Source organism: Sulfurimonas limnophila, from assembly GCF_059705345.1.
Window position 1 is genome coordinate 149,757 of record NZ_AP046127.1, and the last position, 15,834, is coordinate 165,590.

Annotated in this window: 17 protein-coding genes; 10 read left to right on the forward strand and 7 right to left on the reverse strand. The window is 36.5% G+C overall.

Translation table 11 applies throughout. The features are described 5' to 3' along the window. Positions 1-2: 2 nt before the first annotated feature. Positions 3-1,226: a DNA recombination protein RmuC gene (locus AC6H33_RS00805; RefSeq protein ID WP_497605097.1), complete on the reverse strand. Its 1,224-nt coding sequence runs from the start codon at positions 1,224-1,226 to the stop codon at positions 3-5. Between the two features lie 74 nt (positions 1,227-1,300). On the opposite strand from AC6H33_RS00805, the gene AC6H33_RS00810 reads away from it, so the two are divergent. From AC6H33_RS00810 to AC6H33_RS00825, 4 genes are read left to right on the forward strand one after another with little or no spacing between them, the layout of a single operon-like run. Then, positions 1,301-2,548 (forward strand): EAL and HDOD domain-containing protein, encoded by a 1,248-nt coding sequence (locus AC6H33_RS00810; protein WP_497605098.1) that lies wholly within the window; start codon positions 1,301-1,303, stop codon positions 2,546-2,548. 15 nt (positions 2,549-2,563) lie between these two features. After that, a complete protein-coding gene (dbpA, locus tag AC6H33_RS00815) occupies positions 2,564-3,937 on the forward strand; it encodes an ATP-dependent RNA helicase DbpA (RefSeq protein ID WP_497605099.1) in 1,374 nt (457 codons plus the stop codon). Beyond that, positions 3,925-4,437, forward strand: a complete 513-nt coding sequence (locus AC6H33_RS00820) for a YgjP-like metallopeptidase domain-containing protein (protein ID WP_497605100.1) — start codon at positions 3,925-3,927, stop codon at positions 4,435-4,437. Before dbpA ends, AC6H33_RS00820 begins: the two co-directional genes overlap by 13 nt. Before the next feature lie 16 nt (positions 4,438-4,453). After that, the gene (locus AC6H33_RS00825; RefSeq protein WP_497605101.1) at positions 4,454-5,242 is read left to right on the forward strand and encodes a hypothetical protein; all 789 of its coding nucleotides are present in this window, start codon (positions 4,454-4,456) and stop codon (positions 5,240-5,242) included. On the opposite strand, the gene AC6H33_RS00830 is transcribed toward AC6H33_RS00825, so the two are convergent. Genes AC6H33_RS00830 through gltX form a run of 3 tightly spaced genes read right to left on the reverse strand, consistent with a single transcriptional unit; the run spans position 5,239 to position 9,006 of the window. Beyond that, complete coding sequence (locus AC6H33_RS00830; protein WP_497605102.1) at positions 5,239-7,074, reverse strand: ABC-F family ATP-binding cassette domain-containing protein; 1,836 nt, start codon at positions 7,072-7,074, stop codon at positions 5,239-5,241. The genes AC6H33_RS00825 and AC6H33_RS00830 overlap by 4 nt on opposite strands. 16 nt (positions 7,075-7,090) lie before the next feature. Then, positions 7,091-7,621 (reverse strand): RBBP9/YdeN family alpha/beta hydrolase, encoded by a 531-nt coding sequence (locus AC6H33_RS00835; RefSeq protein WP_497605103.1) that lies wholly within the window; start codon positions 7,619-7,621, stop codon positions 7,091-7,093. After that, positions 7,618-9,006, reverse strand: coding sequence for a glutamate--tRNA ligase (gene gltX / locus AC6H33_RS00840; protein ID WP_497605104.1), 1,389 nt, complete (start codon positions 9,004-9,006; stop codon positions 7,618-7,620). Before gltX ends, AC6H33_RS00835 begins: the two co-directional genes overlap by 4 nt. A gap of 90 nt (positions 9,007-9,096) precedes the next feature. Here gltX and AC6H33_RS00845 point away from each other — a divergent pair, with 90 nt between their 5' ends. The 3 genes from AC6H33_RS00845 to AC6H33_RS00855 are packed head-to-tail and all read left to right on the forward strand — an operon-like array spanning position 9,097 to position 10,915. Next, positions 9,097-9,933, forward strand: coding sequence for a peptidylprolyl isomerase (locus AC6H33_RS00845; protein WP_497605105.1), 837 nt, complete (start codon positions 9,097-9,099; stop codon positions 9,931-9,933). Then, a complete protein-coding gene (locus tag AC6H33_RS00850) occupies positions 9,934-10,371 on the forward strand; it encodes a deoxycytidylate deaminase (protein WP_497605106.1) in 438 nt (145 codons plus the stop codon). 4 nt (positions 10,372-10,375) lie between these two features. After that, positions 10,376-10,915, forward strand: coding sequence for an iron-sulfur cluster assembly scaffold protein (locus AC6H33_RS00855; RefSeq protein WP_497605107.1), 540 nt, complete (start codon positions 10,376-10,378; stop codon positions 10,913-10,915). On the opposite strand, the gene arsC is transcribed toward AC6H33_RS00855, so the two are convergent. Further along, positions 10,912-11,265 (reverse strand): arsenate reductase (glutaredoxin), encoded by a 354-nt coding sequence (gene arsC / locus AC6H33_RS00860; protein WP_497605108.1) that lies wholly within the window; start codon positions 11,263-11,265, stop codon positions 10,912-10,914. The genes AC6H33_RS00855 and arsC overlap by 4 nt on opposite strands. Positions 11,266-11,333: 68 nt before the next feature. On the opposite strand from arsC, the gene AC6H33_RS00865 reads away from it, so the two are divergent. The 3 genes from AC6H33_RS00865 to AC6H33_RS00875 are packed head-to-tail and all read left to right on the forward strand — an operon-like array spanning position 11,334 to position 13,378. Further along, a complete protein-coding gene (locus AC6H33_RS00865) occupies positions 11,334-11,789 on the forward strand; it encodes a hypothetical protein (protein ID WP_497605109.1) in 456 nt (151 codons plus the stop codon). A 2-nt stretch (positions 11,790-11,791) separates the two neighbouring features. Then, complete coding sequence (locus tag AC6H33_RS00870) at positions 11,792-12,676, forward strand: methyltransferase domain-containing protein (protein ID WP_497605110.1); 885 nt, start codon at positions 11,792-11,794, stop codon at positions 12,674-12,676. A 36-nt stretch (positions 12,677-12,712) separates the two neighbouring features. Beyond that, positions 12,713-13,378, forward strand: a complete 666-nt coding sequence (locus AC6H33_RS00875; RefSeq protein ID WP_497605111.1) for a carbonic anhydrase — start codon at positions 12,713-12,715, stop codon at positions 13,376-13,378. Here AC6H33_RS00875 and asnB read toward each other — a convergent pair. Further along, a complete protein-coding gene (asnB, locus tag AC6H33_RS00880; RefSeq protein ID WP_497605112.1) occupies positions 13,373-15,178 on the reverse strand; it encodes an asparagine synthase (glutamine-hydrolyzing) in 1,806 nt (601 codons plus the stop codon). The two genes, AC6H33_RS00875 and asnB, sit on opposite strands and share 6 nt — an antisense overlap. Next, positions 15,178-15,765 carry a class I SAM-dependent methyltransferase gene (locus AC6H33_RS00885; protein WP_497605113.1) on the reverse strand — a complete coding sequence of 196 codons (588 nt, stop codon included), beginning with the start codon at positions 15,763-15,765 and terminating at the stop codon, positions 15,178-15,180. Before AC6H33_RS00885 ends, asnB begins: the two co-directional genes overlap by 1 nt. Between the last annotated feature and the right edge of the window lie 69 nt (positions 15,766-15,834).

A 15,834-nucleotide genomic window follows, 5' to 3' on the forward strand; every position in this document is an offset into this window, starting at 1 on the left:
TATTAATCTTCACTTGCATCGGTGAGGGATTTTGGTAAAACTTTAGAGCTTTGAGCACCAAGGGATTCTAGTTTTTGAAACTGACTTGTTATGCTTCCTGAGCCCGTATGAAGTTTTGAGAAAGTCTCATCATATGTCTTTTGAACAGTTGTTATCTGTTTTCCAAGCTTCTCAATACTCTCTACAAAACCTGAAAACTTATCAAATAGCATACCAGCTCGCCTTGCTATCTCTTGGGCATTTTTTTGCTGTTTTTCGTATCTCCAGCTATTCTCAACGGCTCGTAGTGAAACCATAAGAGTTGTTGGTCCAACTAGGATAACACTCTTTTTAAATGCGTGGTCAAAGAGAGTGCTATCATGCTCCATAGCCATAAGCAAAGCGCTCTCGATAGGTACAAACATAAAGACAAAATCAAGTGTTTTTATCCCTTTTAAGTTCGCATAATCCTTCTCGCTAAGCTCTTTGATATGCTTTTTGATAGAGATTATATGTTCATTTATAAACCTCTCTTTATGCTCATCATCTTCAGCAGAAGAATAGTGCTCATACGCAACAAGCGATGTTTTAGCATCTATGATAATATCTCTGCCATCAGGAAGATGCACAATTACATCTGGGCGGTAACGGCTTTGGTTGTGCTCATGTTCAAGTGTTACTTCACGCTCATACTCAACACCAGCTCGAAGGCCAGAGTGCTCAAGAACGCTCTCTAAAACCATCTCTCCCCAAACACCTTGCTTTTTACTCTCGCCTTTTAGGGCTTTTGTGAGGTTTTGTGCATCTTTGCTCATCTGATGATTTATCTCTTTGATGCTTCTAATCTCTGCTTGAAGCATTGAGCGGTCTTTCGCCTCTTTTATGTAAACATCATCAATCTGCTTTTTAAATTCGCTAAACTGCTCTCTCATGGGAGCTATCATCTTTGAGAGATTTTCTTGATTTTGGAGTGAGAATTTTTGTGAGTTATTTTCTAAAATTGTTTGGGCAAGTTCTTTAAACTCAAGTCTCATCTGCTCTTTGTTTTGCTCAAGCAGTATAAATTTCTCTTCATTTTTATCATTTATACCGCTGATTCGCTCTTTTAAAACAGCATTTTCATTTAAAAGAGCGGCTGCTTTTTCTCTTTCAATACTTAGTTGATTTTTTAGATTTTTTATGACGACAAGCCAGATGCCTCCAGCTCCAAAAAGCAAACCAACTCCAACATAAAGGGCTTCAAACATTTTCAATACTCTCCAAATTATTGGCTTATTGTAGCAAAAAGATACTATAATCTACTTTTTGTAAAGCGGGGCATATGATGGAAAATATCTATTTGGGACGCCAACCTATTCTTGATGAAAATGGCAATCTTGACTCATATGAAGTTCTCTATTCAGAGAATAAAAAAGCAGACTCTTACGCACAAAATGACTATAGATCAGCTACCATAATCAGCACAATCTTAAACAAACTAGGAACAAACGAGATTCTAGGCGGACGAAGAGCATTTGTAAAAATCGGTGAGAAATTTCTTCTAAGCGATATAATTTTTACTATTCCAAATCAATTTTTTATATTCTCTTTGCTTGAGGATGTAAGCATAAATGAGAGAGTTATAGAGAGGCTAGAACAGTTAAGCGCTAAGGGTTTTGTCTTGGCTTTAGATGAGTTTAGTGTCGATGCTTCTGCCTTTGATAAGTATAAAAATGTATGGAGTGAAATCTCATATCTTAAGATAAATATGCATTCGCCTTTTATCCAAAAAGAAGAGACAAAAGAGATACTAAAAGCTATCAAAGCAAAAAATATAGTAATCGTTGGTACAAAGATCGAGGACGAAGAGAAGTATTTTTTAGCGCAGAGTTTGGGGTGTGATTTTTTTCAAGGCTATTTCTTCTCTAAGCCAAAAATCTTTAAAAGCGAGAAGTATGACTCTACACAAGCAGATGTTTTAAAGTTATATAAACTGCTTATGGAAGATACAAATATCGATGAGATAACTGCCGAGTTTGAGAGAAATCACGCACTAAGTATTCAGCTCATTAGATATATAAACTCTGGAATTTTTAATATATCGCATAAAATATCAACTATCCATCATGTTTTGATTTTGATTGGCAGAACCACTTTGGCTCAGTGGCTGATGTTTATGATATATGCAAAAGCGGTCTCAAAAAATACTCAAGTATCGCCATTGGTGCTTATGGTAGAGCATCGTACAAAGTTAATGAAAATGATTTTAAAGCAAATTGAGCCAGATGCAAGAAGCAACATGCTTGGACAAGCCTATTTTGTAGCTGTATTGTCGTTGATGGATAGTGTGTGTGAGAAGAGTTTAGAAGATATTTTAGATAGTTTAAATGTAGATGATGTAGTCAAAGATGCTCTGTTATACGAGAGTGGTATGCTTGGAGAAATAATCGCACTCGTAAAAGATATAGAGCTTTTCAATATAGAAAAAGTTTGTATGTTTGAGAAAAAATATAAACTTAAAGAGGCAGTTTTTAATGACTTGATACTTCAGAGTATGAGAGAGATAAAGATTTTTGAAGATGAATATTAAAATATTGGAGATATATTGAACAACAACAAAGAGTTCTCAAACTTACCATTAACTAAAGAGATGCTTCATAACCTTAGTGAAATTGGTTATAAAGAGATGAGCGATATTCAAGAACAGGCTCTGCCTTTTATACTTGATGGCAAAGATGTTATAGCACAGGCAAAAACTGGAAGTGGTAAAACAGCCGCATTTGGAATAGGATTACTTCATAAGCTTCAAGTAAAAAAGTTCAGAGTCCAAGCTCTTATCTTATGTCCAACTCGTGAGCTCTCAGACCAAGTGGCGCGTGAGCTAAGAGTCCTTGCTAAATTTTCACACAATATAAAGATACTAACACTATGCGGAGGCGTGGCATTTGGCCCACAACTCGGCTCACTCAGACATGGTGCGCATATCATAGTTGGTACTCCAGGGAGAATTTTAAAGCATCTGAAAAAAGATAGTTTATCTCTTGAAGATGTTGATACGCTAGTGTTAGATGAAGCCGATAGAATGCTTGATATGGGCTTTAGTGAGGAGATAAATGAGGTTTTAGAGTTTGTTCCTCTAAATAGACAAACGCTTCTTTTCTCAGCGACCTATACGGATGAGATTTTAGACATAAGCAAGTCTATACAAAATGGTGCCATACATGTAAAGACAACTTCAACTGAAATCGCCAACAAGATAGAGGAACGATTTTATGAGGTAAATAACGCAGATAAAATCAAAACCGTTATAGATATTTTGAGCAATTTCAGACCTCAAAATGTGATTATCTTTGCTAACACAAAAGTAGAAGTGGATGAGATAGCAAAAAGACTTCAAGAGAGTAAAATCGATGCGTTGGCAATTCATGGTGATTTAGAGCAGTATGATAGAAACGATGTGTTAGTTCAGTTTGCTAACAAAAGTTGCCCAGTGTTAGTAGCAACTGATGTTGCTGCACGCGGTCTTGACATAAAAGAGCTCTCTATGGTTATAAACTATGACCTGCCTCACTCTCTTGAAACATATACTCACCGCATAGGCAGGACGGCAAGAGCTGGAGCTGAAGGATTGGCATTTACGCTTTATAGTGCTTATGAGGAAGAAAAAGTTGATGAGTATAAAAATGACAATCGTATCTTTGAATCAAGTAAAACACTAAAAACTGTTAGTGGTTTTGTTATGAAGCCTCAAAACATCACTCTTGTAATTGAGGGTGGCAAAAAAGATAAAGTTCGTGCAGGAGATATTTTAGGCGCACTTACAGGTGAAGCGGGACTTAGTGGCAGTTCAATCGGCAAGATAGATATTTACGACAGACAGAGCTATGTAGCCATAGAAGCCTCTAAGATAGATGAAGCACACGATAAGCTAAAGAGTGGAAAAATAAAAGGTAAAAAGTTCTCAGTTTGGATTCTCTAAAATATATACATAACTATCCCCAAAACATAAAAAATCAAGTGCTAGAACTCCTCAGTGAGGATAAACTAGCACTTCATCTTAAGAGAAAATACTCCTTATCACACACCATAAAAACAGACAAAGCACTTTTTTCTTATGTAAATGAGTTAAAACAGACTCATATGAAAAATGCTCCAGCCCTTAGTAAAGCGCTCTATGATGGCAAAATAAGCGTCATTCATAACGCATTGGGTACGCATCATATCATCTCAAGAGTACAAGGCGCAAAACTTAAGAGCAAAAATGAGATTCGCATAGCGTCAATGTTTAAGAGTGTGCCTGAGGAGTTTTTAGAGATGATAGTTGTCCATGAGTTGGCGCACTTTAAACAAAAAGAGCATAACAAAGCATTTTACAGTTTGTGTCTCCATATGCAACCATCTTATCATCAAGTTGAGTTTGATGTAAGGCTCTATATGACACAGATGGAAATGTTTGGTATAATAGAAGAGTGGAACTAAGCATGAAGGAGTACTTTTGAGAGAAGATGTAAGTTTAGCCATTTTGCAGAGTATTTTAAATATTCAAAAAGGTTTAGTTGTTATTTTTGATAATGAAAAAATTATCTTAGCAAACAGCGCATTTAAAAAGTTTTTCGCAGTCTCTTCACTAGAGCAATATAGAGAAGAGTTTGGTCCATTTGTTCGCAATTTTGTTCCGCATCCATCTTATTTTCATGCTGATAAAATTCAAAACAAATCATCTTGGTATGATGCTATTTTAGAGCTTCAAGAGATAGACAGAGTTGTAAGTATGGTAACACCAAGTTACGAGCCACACGCTTTTTCGGTCGAAATTATTAAAGTCGAGGAGTATGTTGTTGCTATATTTGATGATATAACACAAACTTTGATTAAGCGTATTATGATAGAAAATAATGCAAATATAGATATAAAAAGTGGTGCTTATGCAAAAGCGTATTTTTTACAAATTGCCCAGAGTTACCAAGATGCCTCGCTCTTTAACAAAAAAATTATAAGTGCAATTTTGATTAAAACAGATAGCAACAATGATAGTTCACTTAAGAGTTTTGTGGCAAACTTAAAAGGTATGACACGACAAGATGATATGCTCATCAGATGGGATGATGATTCATTTTTACTTCTATATCTAGTAGACACAGCTCAAAATGCAAAAGTAATGATAAATAAACTAAATCAAGTCTGTACAAGAGAGGGAATGGGAGAGATTGCTTACACGCTTACGCAGTTTGTTCAAAACGATGGTGAGGGGATTACTGCTTTTATAAAAAGAGTTGAGGATTAATCCCCAATCTCCGCTATTTTTTTATCAAAATCTTTTGTCATTTCATCAAACTCATTTTGTAAAATCTCTAAGAGTTCAAACATCTTCTCAACCTCTTTTTGTTCCATACTTACTAGTTTTGAATACTCTATAATCTTAAAGCTATCTCCGCTAGTAGAGGCCTCTAGGAGCTTTTTTTGGTGAGAGGCCAGTGTTGTTTCAGATTTTATTATGCTCTCTTCTAGTTTTTGTATCTTTTTATGTATAGGCGTTGTTAGTTTGCTTTTTGTTTTTATCAAGTCAGCTTTTGTCTTTTTGTTATCTTTAAAGCTGTTTTTTGCTTTTGGTTTAGAAGAGCTATCATCTTCTTCTTCTTCCCAACCCATTTTTTCTAAGAAGAGGTCATATCCGCCATCAAAGAGTTCTGCCCCGTTTCTTGTAAAGACGATTAGCCTATCACATGTACGACGAAGCAACTCTTCTGAGTGAGTGACAATGATAAGAGAGCCTTCAAACTCCCCAATCGCAACAGTTAAAGCCTCGATAGAGTCCATATCCAAGTGGTTTGTAGGCTCATCCAAAAAGAGTAGGTTTACATCACGAGCCAAAATTTGTCCAAGCATTACACGGCTTTTTTCTCCACCAGAGAGTAGAGATACTTTTTTCTCCGCACTATCACCGCTAAACATCATAGCACCACAGATACCTCTGATAGTTTGCGCGGAGAGCTTTGTGTTTGCTGAGTGAATCTCATCCATAACATTGCTATTTGGATGAAGTCTTGCTATATTTGTTTGCCCAAAGTGCGCAAATGAAGTACTTGTGTGCATAACAGCCTCGCCACTTAATGGTTTTAGCTCACCTGCGATAGTATTTAAAAGAGTTGATTTACCCTTTCCATTTTTACCAATGATGCCGAGTCTTTGACCTTTTTCAAGAACAAAAGAGATATTTTTAAAGAGAATATTGTCCTCTGTATAACCAAAACTCAGCTCTTTAACATCAAGCAGAACTTTTGCTGGAGTATCTTTGTAGTTAAAAGCAAAACTAAGAGTTGAGTCGTAGCCCAAATCTTCAAGCAGATCCATCTTCTCAAGCTGTTTTACTTTTGATTGTGCAAGAGCAGCAGTTGATGCACGTGCTTTGTTTCTTGCTATAAAATCCTCTAACTCTTTTACTTTTTTATCTTGTGATATTTTCTGTTTCTCATGAAGCTCATCACTTGATTTTAACTGCTCATAATATTTATGAGTATCTCCTGCGATGATTCTTAAGTTTCTGCGAACAATTCCCATAGTGTGAGTTGTAACAGCGTCCATAAAATCTCTATCGTGAGTGATTAAGATAACTTCACCCTGAAATGCTTTTAAAAAGCTCTTTAGCCATCTAAGAGAGAGGATGTCAAGGTAGTTTGTAGGCTCATCAAGCAGTAGTAGATTTGGCTCGGTTACAAGAAGTTTTGCAAGATTTATACGGATTTGATAACCGCCTGAAAATGAGAGCGGGTCTTTTTCCAAATCATCTTGAGTAAAACCTAAACCAAAAAGAATCCTCTCAACTCTATAAACATCGTACTTCATATCCTCTTCAAGGGCAAGGGCAGCCTCTTCTCTGAGTGTAGACTCGGTAAAAACTAGATACTGCTTAAGCGTTCCTATCTTGTACCCTTTTGGAATGATTACATCTCCGCTATCGGGACTTTCTTCGCCCAAAATCATCTTAAAAAGTGTTGATTTTCCGCTTCCGTTTCTACCAACTAAGCCCATTTTGTTTCCAGGATTTAGCTTAAAACTAAGACCGTTAAATAGGTCTTGTTTTCCAAAGTTTTTTGTTATATTTATTAGCTGTATCATTTTCTTCTTTTGTGTTTTATTTTTTTATCTCTTCTAATAGCCATGGCCACTCACCATAACCGCCATCAGAGTTGATGTGTCCAGCGTTTTGTAACACTTTCATATCTATACGAAGAGTCTCTTGGAGCTCTTTTGCTTCATCTTGTGAGATGTATGGGTCATTGCTTGAACTAATTAGTAGAGATTTTTTCGCATAGAGATTTTTTGGTATCTCGCATGGAAAAAAGCTCTGTAACTCTTTGATGTCACACTTAAAACTTGGCGGAGCTACTAAAAAAAGCTTCTCTATCCTTGGCAGTTCTGCTTTGTTGCAAAGATGAAACCAGAGAATATTTGCGATAGAGTGACAAAGAACTACATCAGGACGAAATCTATCCATCTCAAGCTCTAACTCTTTTAACCAAACATCTTTTTTTGGAGAGTCTATATCGCTAAACTTTAAAAAACTAACACATCCATAATCTTTTGCTATCTCACTTGCAATCCAACTCTGCCAGTGTGGAGCGTCACTTCCACCCCAGCCATGAAGTATTAGAACCCTTCTCATTTTATCAGAGCTAAGGCACTCTTTACTCTAGCTATCGTCTCATCAACCCCAATAACCGCCATAACGCTATCAAGCCCTGGACCGCTCATCTTTCCAAGCAGAGCAACTCTTAGAGGTTGCCCGATTTTGCCAAAGCCTATGCCCATCTCATCAACAACTTCTTGCATAACATGATGATACTCGCTTGGAAGATGAAGCTCTTTTGATGAAGAGAGTTTTGCAGTGAAGTTATTTAAAACTTCAACAGCCTCGCCTTTAAATGCTTTCTCAAGCGCTTTTTCATCGTAAGAGATTGGAGGATTAATCATCTCACTTACAAGAAGTGCCATTTCTTTTAGAGTTTTTGCACGCTCTTTTATAGCATCGAGTAAAATCTCTTTTTTATCATGTGAAGTGATTGCAATATCATACTCTTCAAGCAGATTTGCCAACTCATGATTTGGAGTGTTTTTTAAGTAGTGAGAGTTTAGCCAGTCAAGTTTTTCAGTGTTATAAATTGATGCAGAACGATTTATATTTTTTGGATCGAAAAGTTCCATCATCTCACTCATAGAAAATATCTCTTGATCCCCATTACTCCAGCCTAAACGAACTAAAAAATTCAGTAGTGCAGCAGGAGTGTAACCCATCTCTTTGTATGCCATAACATCAGTAGCGCCATCTCTTTTTGAGAGTTTTTTGCCCTCTGAATTATGAATCATCGGAACATGGTAAAACATTGGGATTTCAAACCCAAGTGCTTCATAAATTACTATCTGTTTAGGTGTGTTTGAGAGGTGGTCATCACCACGAATAACCTCAGTTACGCCCATAAGATGGTCATCTATTGCTACAACAAAATTATAAGTAGGAGAGCCATCAGCTCTAGCGATTACAAAATCATCCAAGATGTCTTCAGCCCTAAAGAGAACATCTCCCTTTACGCCATCTTTTACAACTATCTCGCCACTAAGCGGAGCTTTTATGCGGATAACGCTATCAACTCCCTCTGGAGGTGTCCCATCAAAATCACGATATCTGCCATCGTACTTTGTTCGCTCTTTGTTCGCCATTTGAGTCTCTCTAAGAGTATCTAACTCTTCTCTTGACATATAACATCTATACGCTTTGCCCTCATCAAGGAGCTGTTTTACATAGATTGCATAAATATCATCTCTTTGTGACTGATATGTGATTTCGCCATCATGCTCTAAACCCAGCCAATGAAAAGCTTTTACGATAGCTTCTGCGGCTTCTTGTGAGTTTCTCGCCTTATCTGTATCTTCAATACGAAGAAGAAATTTACCACCGTTTTTTCTAGCCCAAAGATATGAAAAAAGCGCCGTTCTTAAACCGCCGATATGTAAATAGCCCGTAGGACTTGGAGCAAAACGAGTGACAACCATAAAAAGCCTTTGTAAAATAGTTGCCGAATTTTAGGGTATCATTTGTTAAAAGCGGGTAAAATACTTATCTTAAATTTTAGAGGATTTTGAATGTATAAAATAATATTAGTGCTTCTCATGGGCACACTGCTTAGCGCAGAGATGATAAACGGGGTTAGCGTTGTTGTAAAAGGCGAAGCTATTACAATTCGTGATGTTAAAGATGAGATGCAACTCTCAAAAGTAAATGCAACAAATGCAACGGATATTTTGATAAGAAAAAAGCTAGAAGCAGCTGAGATACAAGAGAGAAAAATAACAGTAGATGTTAGTGAAGTTTATGATGACATTAAAAAAGTCTCAGCATTAAACAAGATGAGCGTTGATGAGTTTTATGATGCAGTTCGTGAGTCAAACGGTATTAGTTCTGCGGAGTTTAAAGAGAAGACAAGAGAGAAACTTCTTTCTCAAAAACTCTACTCTGCGATTGCTTACTCTTCAATGAGTATGCCAGATGAAGATGAGTTAAAAGAGTATTATCAGCTTCACAAAGACGACTTCTCACGCCCAAAAGCTTTTAGCGTTATCATTTACTCATCAGCAAACGAAGATGCTCTTAGAAAAAAGATAACAACTCCTATGTTTATCTCAGATGAGGTAAAAGTAGAAGAGAGAGAAATTCCATACGACACAATATCTCCAGAACTTGCAAAACTGCTTGAAAAAACAGAAGATAAAAGCTTTACTCCTGTGATTATGGATCAAAAAGGCTCACATATGAGTTTTTATATGGTAGAGGCTAAAAAGCCTCAAGCGAGTAGTTATGAGGATGTAAAAAATCAGATAAGTAACGCCGTTATGGGGCAAAAAAGAGAGCAAGTTTTAAGTGAGTATTTTGCAAGATTAAGAGGAAATGCAGATATTCAAATTGTTAGAGAAGTAAAGTAGATGTTAAATGATGAAAATTTTATAAATATAGCCCAAGAGATAGCAAAAGCTTCAAAATGCGTCTCTAAACAAGTAGGTGCCGTTATCGTAAAAGATGGAAGAATTTTAAGTACTGGCTACAACGGAACACCTGCTGGATATATAAACTGCTGTGATTATTGGGAAGGAAACTATACTCATGAACATCATGAGTGGTCAAAAACATACGAAATTCACGCAGAGATGAATGCGATAATCTGGGCAGCAAGAAAAGGGATAAGCATAGAGAATGCTACTATCTATGTAACTCTTGAGCCATGCAGTGAATGTAGTAAAAATATCATAGCGAGTGGAATTAAGAGGATTGTATATCTAAAGCCATATGAACATACACACTCAGAGATAATCTCAAAATTTATAAAAGATAACAACGTAGTTATACAAAAGCTTGGAGAGTAGAATAATGGTCGAAGATAAAGAGTTACAAGCAGAGATAGGCAAACATCTTATGCAGCCTGAAAATTATGGCAAACTAGAAGATGCTTCATGTGTTGGAGTAGGGATAGACCACTCAACAAAAAGCTATGTGATAATGTATATAAAAAGAGATGATACAACTATCTTAGATGTTATGTTTGGAACAAACGGCACACAAGATACGACTACTCTTGGCTCAATTTTTACAGATATGATTAAGGGTGAAACGCTACAAAACGCTAAAGAGATAGCTGATGAGCTAAACAGAGAGCTTCAGGTTAGTTACGCAGCTATTCCTGCACCAAAGGTAGATTTGAGCAAACCTGAGGGTGAACAAGTTGAGCATATCTCAACAGAGCATCAAGATAGCGCAAATATGGTTATTACAGCCTTTAATGCGGCGATGCGTCATTATGAGAGAAGAGAGGGTGGCATAGAAGAGGAGCAGTATGAGATGAGCATAGTAAAAACTTGTCCATACTCAACTACTGAGTGTCACTTTGTGAAAAAAGAAAAAGAGGCTTAACTCTTTAAAAAAGGTTCGATTATCTCTGTCGGACGACCGATAATCGCTCTGTTACCTTTAAAAATAACAGGTCTCTCTATAAGCTTTGGATGTTGCACCATAGCATCTATAAGCTTATCATAGTCATCCTCATCTTTTAGATTTAGCTCTTTATAGATATCCTCTTTTGTTCTCATTAGCTCTTTTGGGTTCATCCCGAGCATAGTAAGTGCGGTTATGATTTCATCTTTGCTTGGAGCTAAATCTAGGTATTTTATAACCTCTGCTTCACAACCGTTTTTTTCTAAAACAGCCATAGCCTCACGAGATTTTGAACATTTTGGATTATGCCAAATAGTTATTTCTTGCATTTTTACCTCTTTTTTGTTTGTATTTTACACTATAATCAAAAATAAAAAAAAATAGGCAGGAAGAGTTTATGGTAGATGTAGTACTTTATATACATATATTAGGAGCAACCGCTTGGATAGGCGGGTCGTTGTTGCTGTTTGCGCTTGGCATATTGCTAAAGGGCAAAGAGGCTCAAGCACAAACTTATGAGTATTTAGGACCGTTATATGGCTATTTTGAGACCTTTTGGCTGATAGTTATTATAAGTACAGGTACATTTTTATTTTTTAATTTTAATCTTTTTTCAGTTCTAACGCTTGATATAGATGAGTCAAAATTGGGCTACATGATGAGTCATAAGCTCTTTTATGTAGGAATCATTACATTCTTAACAATTATCCATATGCGAATCGCGCTAAAGACACATAAAAACGAGCGAACAATAGTTCAAAAAATAGTATCACGCGGGAGTTCGATGATGATTTTCTTTTTAAATCTAGTTGTTCTGTGGTACGCAATGCAGTTAAGACATATCCTTTCATAAGAATGAGAATAGCTTTAAAAAATAAAAATGCCTCAGAGATTTTGGGCTGTTTTGAGACGATGGATGTAGAAGATGGCACTATTGTTGAGGTAGAGTTTTTAGATTCTGATGTAGAGAGCTTTGGTTATAGAGGTTTTGTAGATTTGGCGCAACTCTTTTTCATGAAACTTCTGCCACCGATAAAAGAGGATGATTTAACAACTATTCTAAGATTTAAAAAACTCCAAAGAGAGAACTCTTTTCACGAGAGCAGTAGCGGTAGTGAAAAATATGGTGTTGAGAGCGAGTTTTTCAAGATTGACAAAACTAAAGAGTTTACCTTTTTATACCACTACCAAAAAGCTCTGAAGTTTATAGATATAGCATCTAAAAAGAGGGTTTTAAACCTTGGCGTAAATCGTGGGGATGAGTTTAGAGTTATAAAAGATATGCTCACATCTGATGAGTTTCAAAATATTGAGTTTGTTGGAATTGACTACTCAACTTCTGCCATAGAGTACGCAAAAAGAGACTTTTTAGAAGATAAAAATGTAAAATTTATTTGTCATGATATAAATAAGCTCAGCGAACTGGATTTAGGAGATTTTGACCTTATAGTCTCTATCGGAACTATGCAGAGCTCAAACATAGAGTTTAACGCTACATTTATGAATATATATCAAAATTATCTCCAAAAGGATGGCGCAATGATTTTGGGCTTTCCAAATTGCAGATGGATTGATGGCGAGATGATTTATGGCGCTAAAGCTCCAAACTACTCTTTTAGTGAGATGAGTTTGGTTTTAAAAGATATCCATTTTTGTAAAAAATACCTCCAACAAAAGAGATATAGGGTAATTATTACAGGTAAAGATTATCTCTGTTTAACAGCTAGGAAAATTATTTAGATATAATTTTTTCCACAAATTTGATGGAGGTTTTATATGGTTCACAACGACATGATTTTAGGTAATGAACTTTTTCAAAAGAGTTTTTTTAAAGCTTACGAAAAAGAGTTTTTACAGTTGTCTCAAAAAGGACAAGCACCAAGAGCTCTCTATATAGGCTGTTCTGACTCAAGAGTTCTACCAAACCTTATAACGCAAAGCGCTCCAGGGGATCTTTTTGTGATAAGAAATGTCGGAAATTTTGTAGCTCCATATAAACCAGATGAGGATTTTCACTCAACAGCTTCAGCGATAGAGTACGCAGTTACTGTTTTAGAGGTAAAGAGCATCATAGTTTGTGGACACACAAAGTGCGGAGCGATAGAGGCTATCCATAAGAAAAGTTGTGATAATAACCCTGAATTAGTTCATACTAAAACATGGCTTACTCTTGGAGAGAGTGCAAAAGCTCAGGCAATCTTAGCATTAGGACTAAAAGCAGAGAAAGAGACGCTATACCGCTTGACAGAGAAACTCTCAGTTGTATCGCAGTTGGAGAATCTTCTTACATACCCCTCTGTTAAAAAGAGAGTAGATAGCGGAGCTATCGCAATTCATGGCTGGATATATGATATAGAGAGCGGAGAGATAGAGTACTACGACCCAGAAATCTCACAATTTGTACACCTAAGTTCTCTAAAAATTGAAGAAGAGGAGTTATAGCAGATACTTCTTCAACCAGACGCTTAGTACATAAAGCCCCCAGATATGTTGTTTAAAGCCGCCATTAGCGGCTTTTTTGATATGTTCATCTAAAATATCTTTTTTAAAAATCCCAGTTTTATCATTTACCTCTTTAATAAGCGAGATTTTTTTACTCTCGATTAGATACTCCATAAATGGGTTGGAGAACCCCTTTTTTCTACGAGTAAGGATTTTTTCATCTACCATGGGTTTTAGCGCTGACTTTAAAAGAGATTTGGTTACACCATCCTCATAGCGGAGTTTTGGGTCTATACTAAAGATGAGAGAGGCTAGTTTATGGTCTAAAAATGGGGTGCGTGACTCAATGCTGTGCGCCATACTTACACGGTCTAGTTTGCTAAGATAGTGCTCCGCCTGAAAAAGGTGCAAATCTATATAACTGTACCAGATACTCTCATCAGAGTGTGCTGAAGAGGTAAAGAGGTCTCTATAATTTTGTATATATTTCAGTGATTCGTTGTCTCTCACATTTCTCTTCATAGATACATTTTTTTGCAAATCTGTAAAATTTTCTCCAGTTGTGCGAAATAAAAGTGAGCCATCAAATACTCTTTTGTATCGTTCCCACTCTCTGTTCATAGAGAAATTTGAGTGAAAATAGCCACTTAGCCAGTTTCTGTTTTTTAGATTACTAAGTTGCTCAATATCTAAAAATTCAAAATATTGTCTATATCCCAAAAATAGCTCATCGCTTCCTTCACCGCTTAAAACAACTCTGTAACCATCTTTTTTTATCTGCCCAAAGAGCAGATACAGAGGAATGGCAGCAGGGTCATTTAGTGGCTCGTCAAGGGCATCTAAGACTATATCGCATGACTCATCAAACTCTCTTTGAGAAATCTCAAGGGCTCTGTTTTTTACTCCAAGAAGAGATGCACTCTCTGTGGCATTTTGCCTCTCATCATATTTTGCAAACCCTTTGTAGCCTAGCGTGTATGTTGTTAGATTTACTCCGCTCTTCTTTGCATAAGCATTAATCGCGGCACTGTCAATTCCGCCAGATAGCAGTGAAGCCATTGGAGCATCAGCATCCAATCTTAGATTTATCGCCTCTTCTAGTGCATTTTGGACTAAAAATACTGCTTCATCTCTGTTGGTTATAAGGGAAGGCTCTGCGTCTAGGAGATTAAAATATCGTTTAACTTCAACCTTAGAGTCTTTAAAGATAAGATACTCCCCAGCGGCTAATTTTTTGATATTTTTAAAAAAGGTAAATGGCGGAGTCGGTGCTAAAAATGAGAGATAACTAAGAAGTGCGTCTTCATCCATCTCTATTTTATGCAAAAAAGGCACGACAGCTTTTATCTCAGAAGCAAAGATAAAAGCGTCCTCGTTTAGATAAAAAAGAGGCTTTTTGCCAAGTCTATCACGAAAAAGATAGAGTGTTTCATCATCTAAGAGAGCTATTGCAAACATCCCTCTTAAGTGCGATACAAAATCAACACCCCATTTTATATAAGAAGCAGTGATAACCTCTGCCTCGCTTTGTGTTTTAAAATCAAACTCGCAAGAGAGCTCGTCTCTTAACTCTTTGAAGTTGTATATCTCTCCATTAAATGAGAGCAGTATCTTCTCATAAACAAATGGTTGATTTGAGCTTGAGTTTGTATCTGTTATGCTAAGTCTGTGATGCGCAAAAAAGAGATTTTGTCTTTGAATAATCCCGCAAAAATCTCCTCCTCTGTGAGAGAGCAAAGAGAGAGCATGTTTTGCTTTATTTTCATCATGCTCTCCTAATATCCCAAATATAGCACACACTAAAGGCTCTTTTTAAACATTACGCTTACATCATCTTGCATATAATCATCTCTAAATATAACCTCTGCCACACCCAAATCAACAGCGATTTTCTCTATCTTTGCTCTTGTGAGATAGTTGTAAGTTTGGCTCTTTTTATCTCCATAAAGCACATTGAACAAAAATCCCACGTTGCATGAGTTAAAACAGTTTCGTATAAAGAGATGCGTTTCAAACTCATCTAAAACATTCATAGCACCACTGCATATATAAAAGTCAGCAGAGGGAAGCTTGTCTTTGCAGATGTCAGCTACAACTATCTCACAGCCCGTTCTCTCACTTGCAATAGAGTACATATCAACAAGAGCGTCTATACCGATATACTCTTTTGGTGTTTTTTTCTTTTTCAACATATAGTGATATAAGTCGCCAAAACCACATCCAGCATCAGCTACGCTAAAGTCACTCATAACTTCTGGAAGCATCTCTAGGATAATTTTAAAGCGGAGATTTTGTGACTCTTTTGAGTGCCAGTTTACACCTTTGGCTGTTATACCATACATCTCTATCGCACTTGAGTAGAATGTTTTGTTGTCAATTTTAGCCATTATTATATTTCACAGCGCAGGATTTCCAAAAAAGAGATTTATTTTGCAAATTATAGTACAAATTATATA

What these genes read in the sequence shown, in the direction of transcription:
- AC6H33_RS00805 (WP_497605097.1), bottom strand. Translation starts at nt 1,226, where the DNA reads ATGTTTGAAGCCCTTTATGTTGGAGTTGGTTTGCTTTTTGGAGCTGGA.
- AC6H33_RS00810 (WP_497605098.1), top strand. Translation starts at nt 1,301, where the DNA reads ATGATGGAAAATATCTATTTGGGACGCCAACCTATTCTTGATGAAAAT.
- AC6H33_RS00830 (WP_497605102.1), bottom strand. Translation starts at nt 7,074, where the DNA reads ATGATACAGCTAATAAATATAACAAAAAACTTTGGAAAACAAGACCTA.
- AC6H33_RS00835 (WP_497605103.1), bottom strand. Translation starts at nt 7,621, where the DNA reads ATGAGAAGGGTTCTAATACTTCATGGCTGGGGTGGAAGTGACGCTCCA.
- gltX (WP_497605104.1), bottom strand. Translation starts at nt 9,006, where the DNA reads ATGGTTGTCACTCGTTTTGCTCCAAGTCCTACGGGCTATTTACATATC.
- AC6H33_RS00845 (WP_497605105.1), top strand. Translation starts at nt 9,097, where the DNA reads ATGTATAAAATAATATTAGTGCTTCTCATGGGCACACTGCTTAGCGCA.
- AC6H33_RS00850 (WP_497605106.1), top strand. Translation starts at nt 9,934, where the DNA reads ATGTTAAATGATGAAAATTTTATAAATATAGCCCAAGAGATAGCAAAA.
- AC6H33_RS00855 (WP_497605107.1), top strand. Translation starts at nt 10,376, where the DNA reads ATGGTCGAAGATAAAGAGTTACAAGCAGAGATAGGCAAACATCTTATG.
- arsC (WP_497605108.1), bottom strand. Translation starts at nt 11,265, where the DNA reads ATGCAAGAAATAACTATTTGGCATAATCCAAAATGTTCAAAATCTCGT.
- AC6H33_RS00865 (WP_497605109.1), top strand. Translation starts at nt 11,334, where the DNA reads ATGGTAGATGTAGTACTTTATATACATATATTAGGAGCAACCGCTTGG.
- AC6H33_RS00870 (WP_497605110.1), top strand. Translation starts at nt 11,792, where the DNA reads ATGAGAATAGCTTTAAAAAATAAAAATGCCTCAGAGATTTTGGGCTGT.
- AC6H33_RS00875 (WP_497605111.1), top strand. Translation starts at nt 12,713, where the DNA reads ATGGTTCACAACGACATGATTTTAGGTAATGAACTTTTTCAAAAGAGT.
- AC6H33_RS00885 (WP_497605113.1), bottom strand. Translation starts at nt 15,765, where the DNA reads ATGGCTAAAATTGACAACAAAACATTCTACTCAAGTGCGATAGAGATG.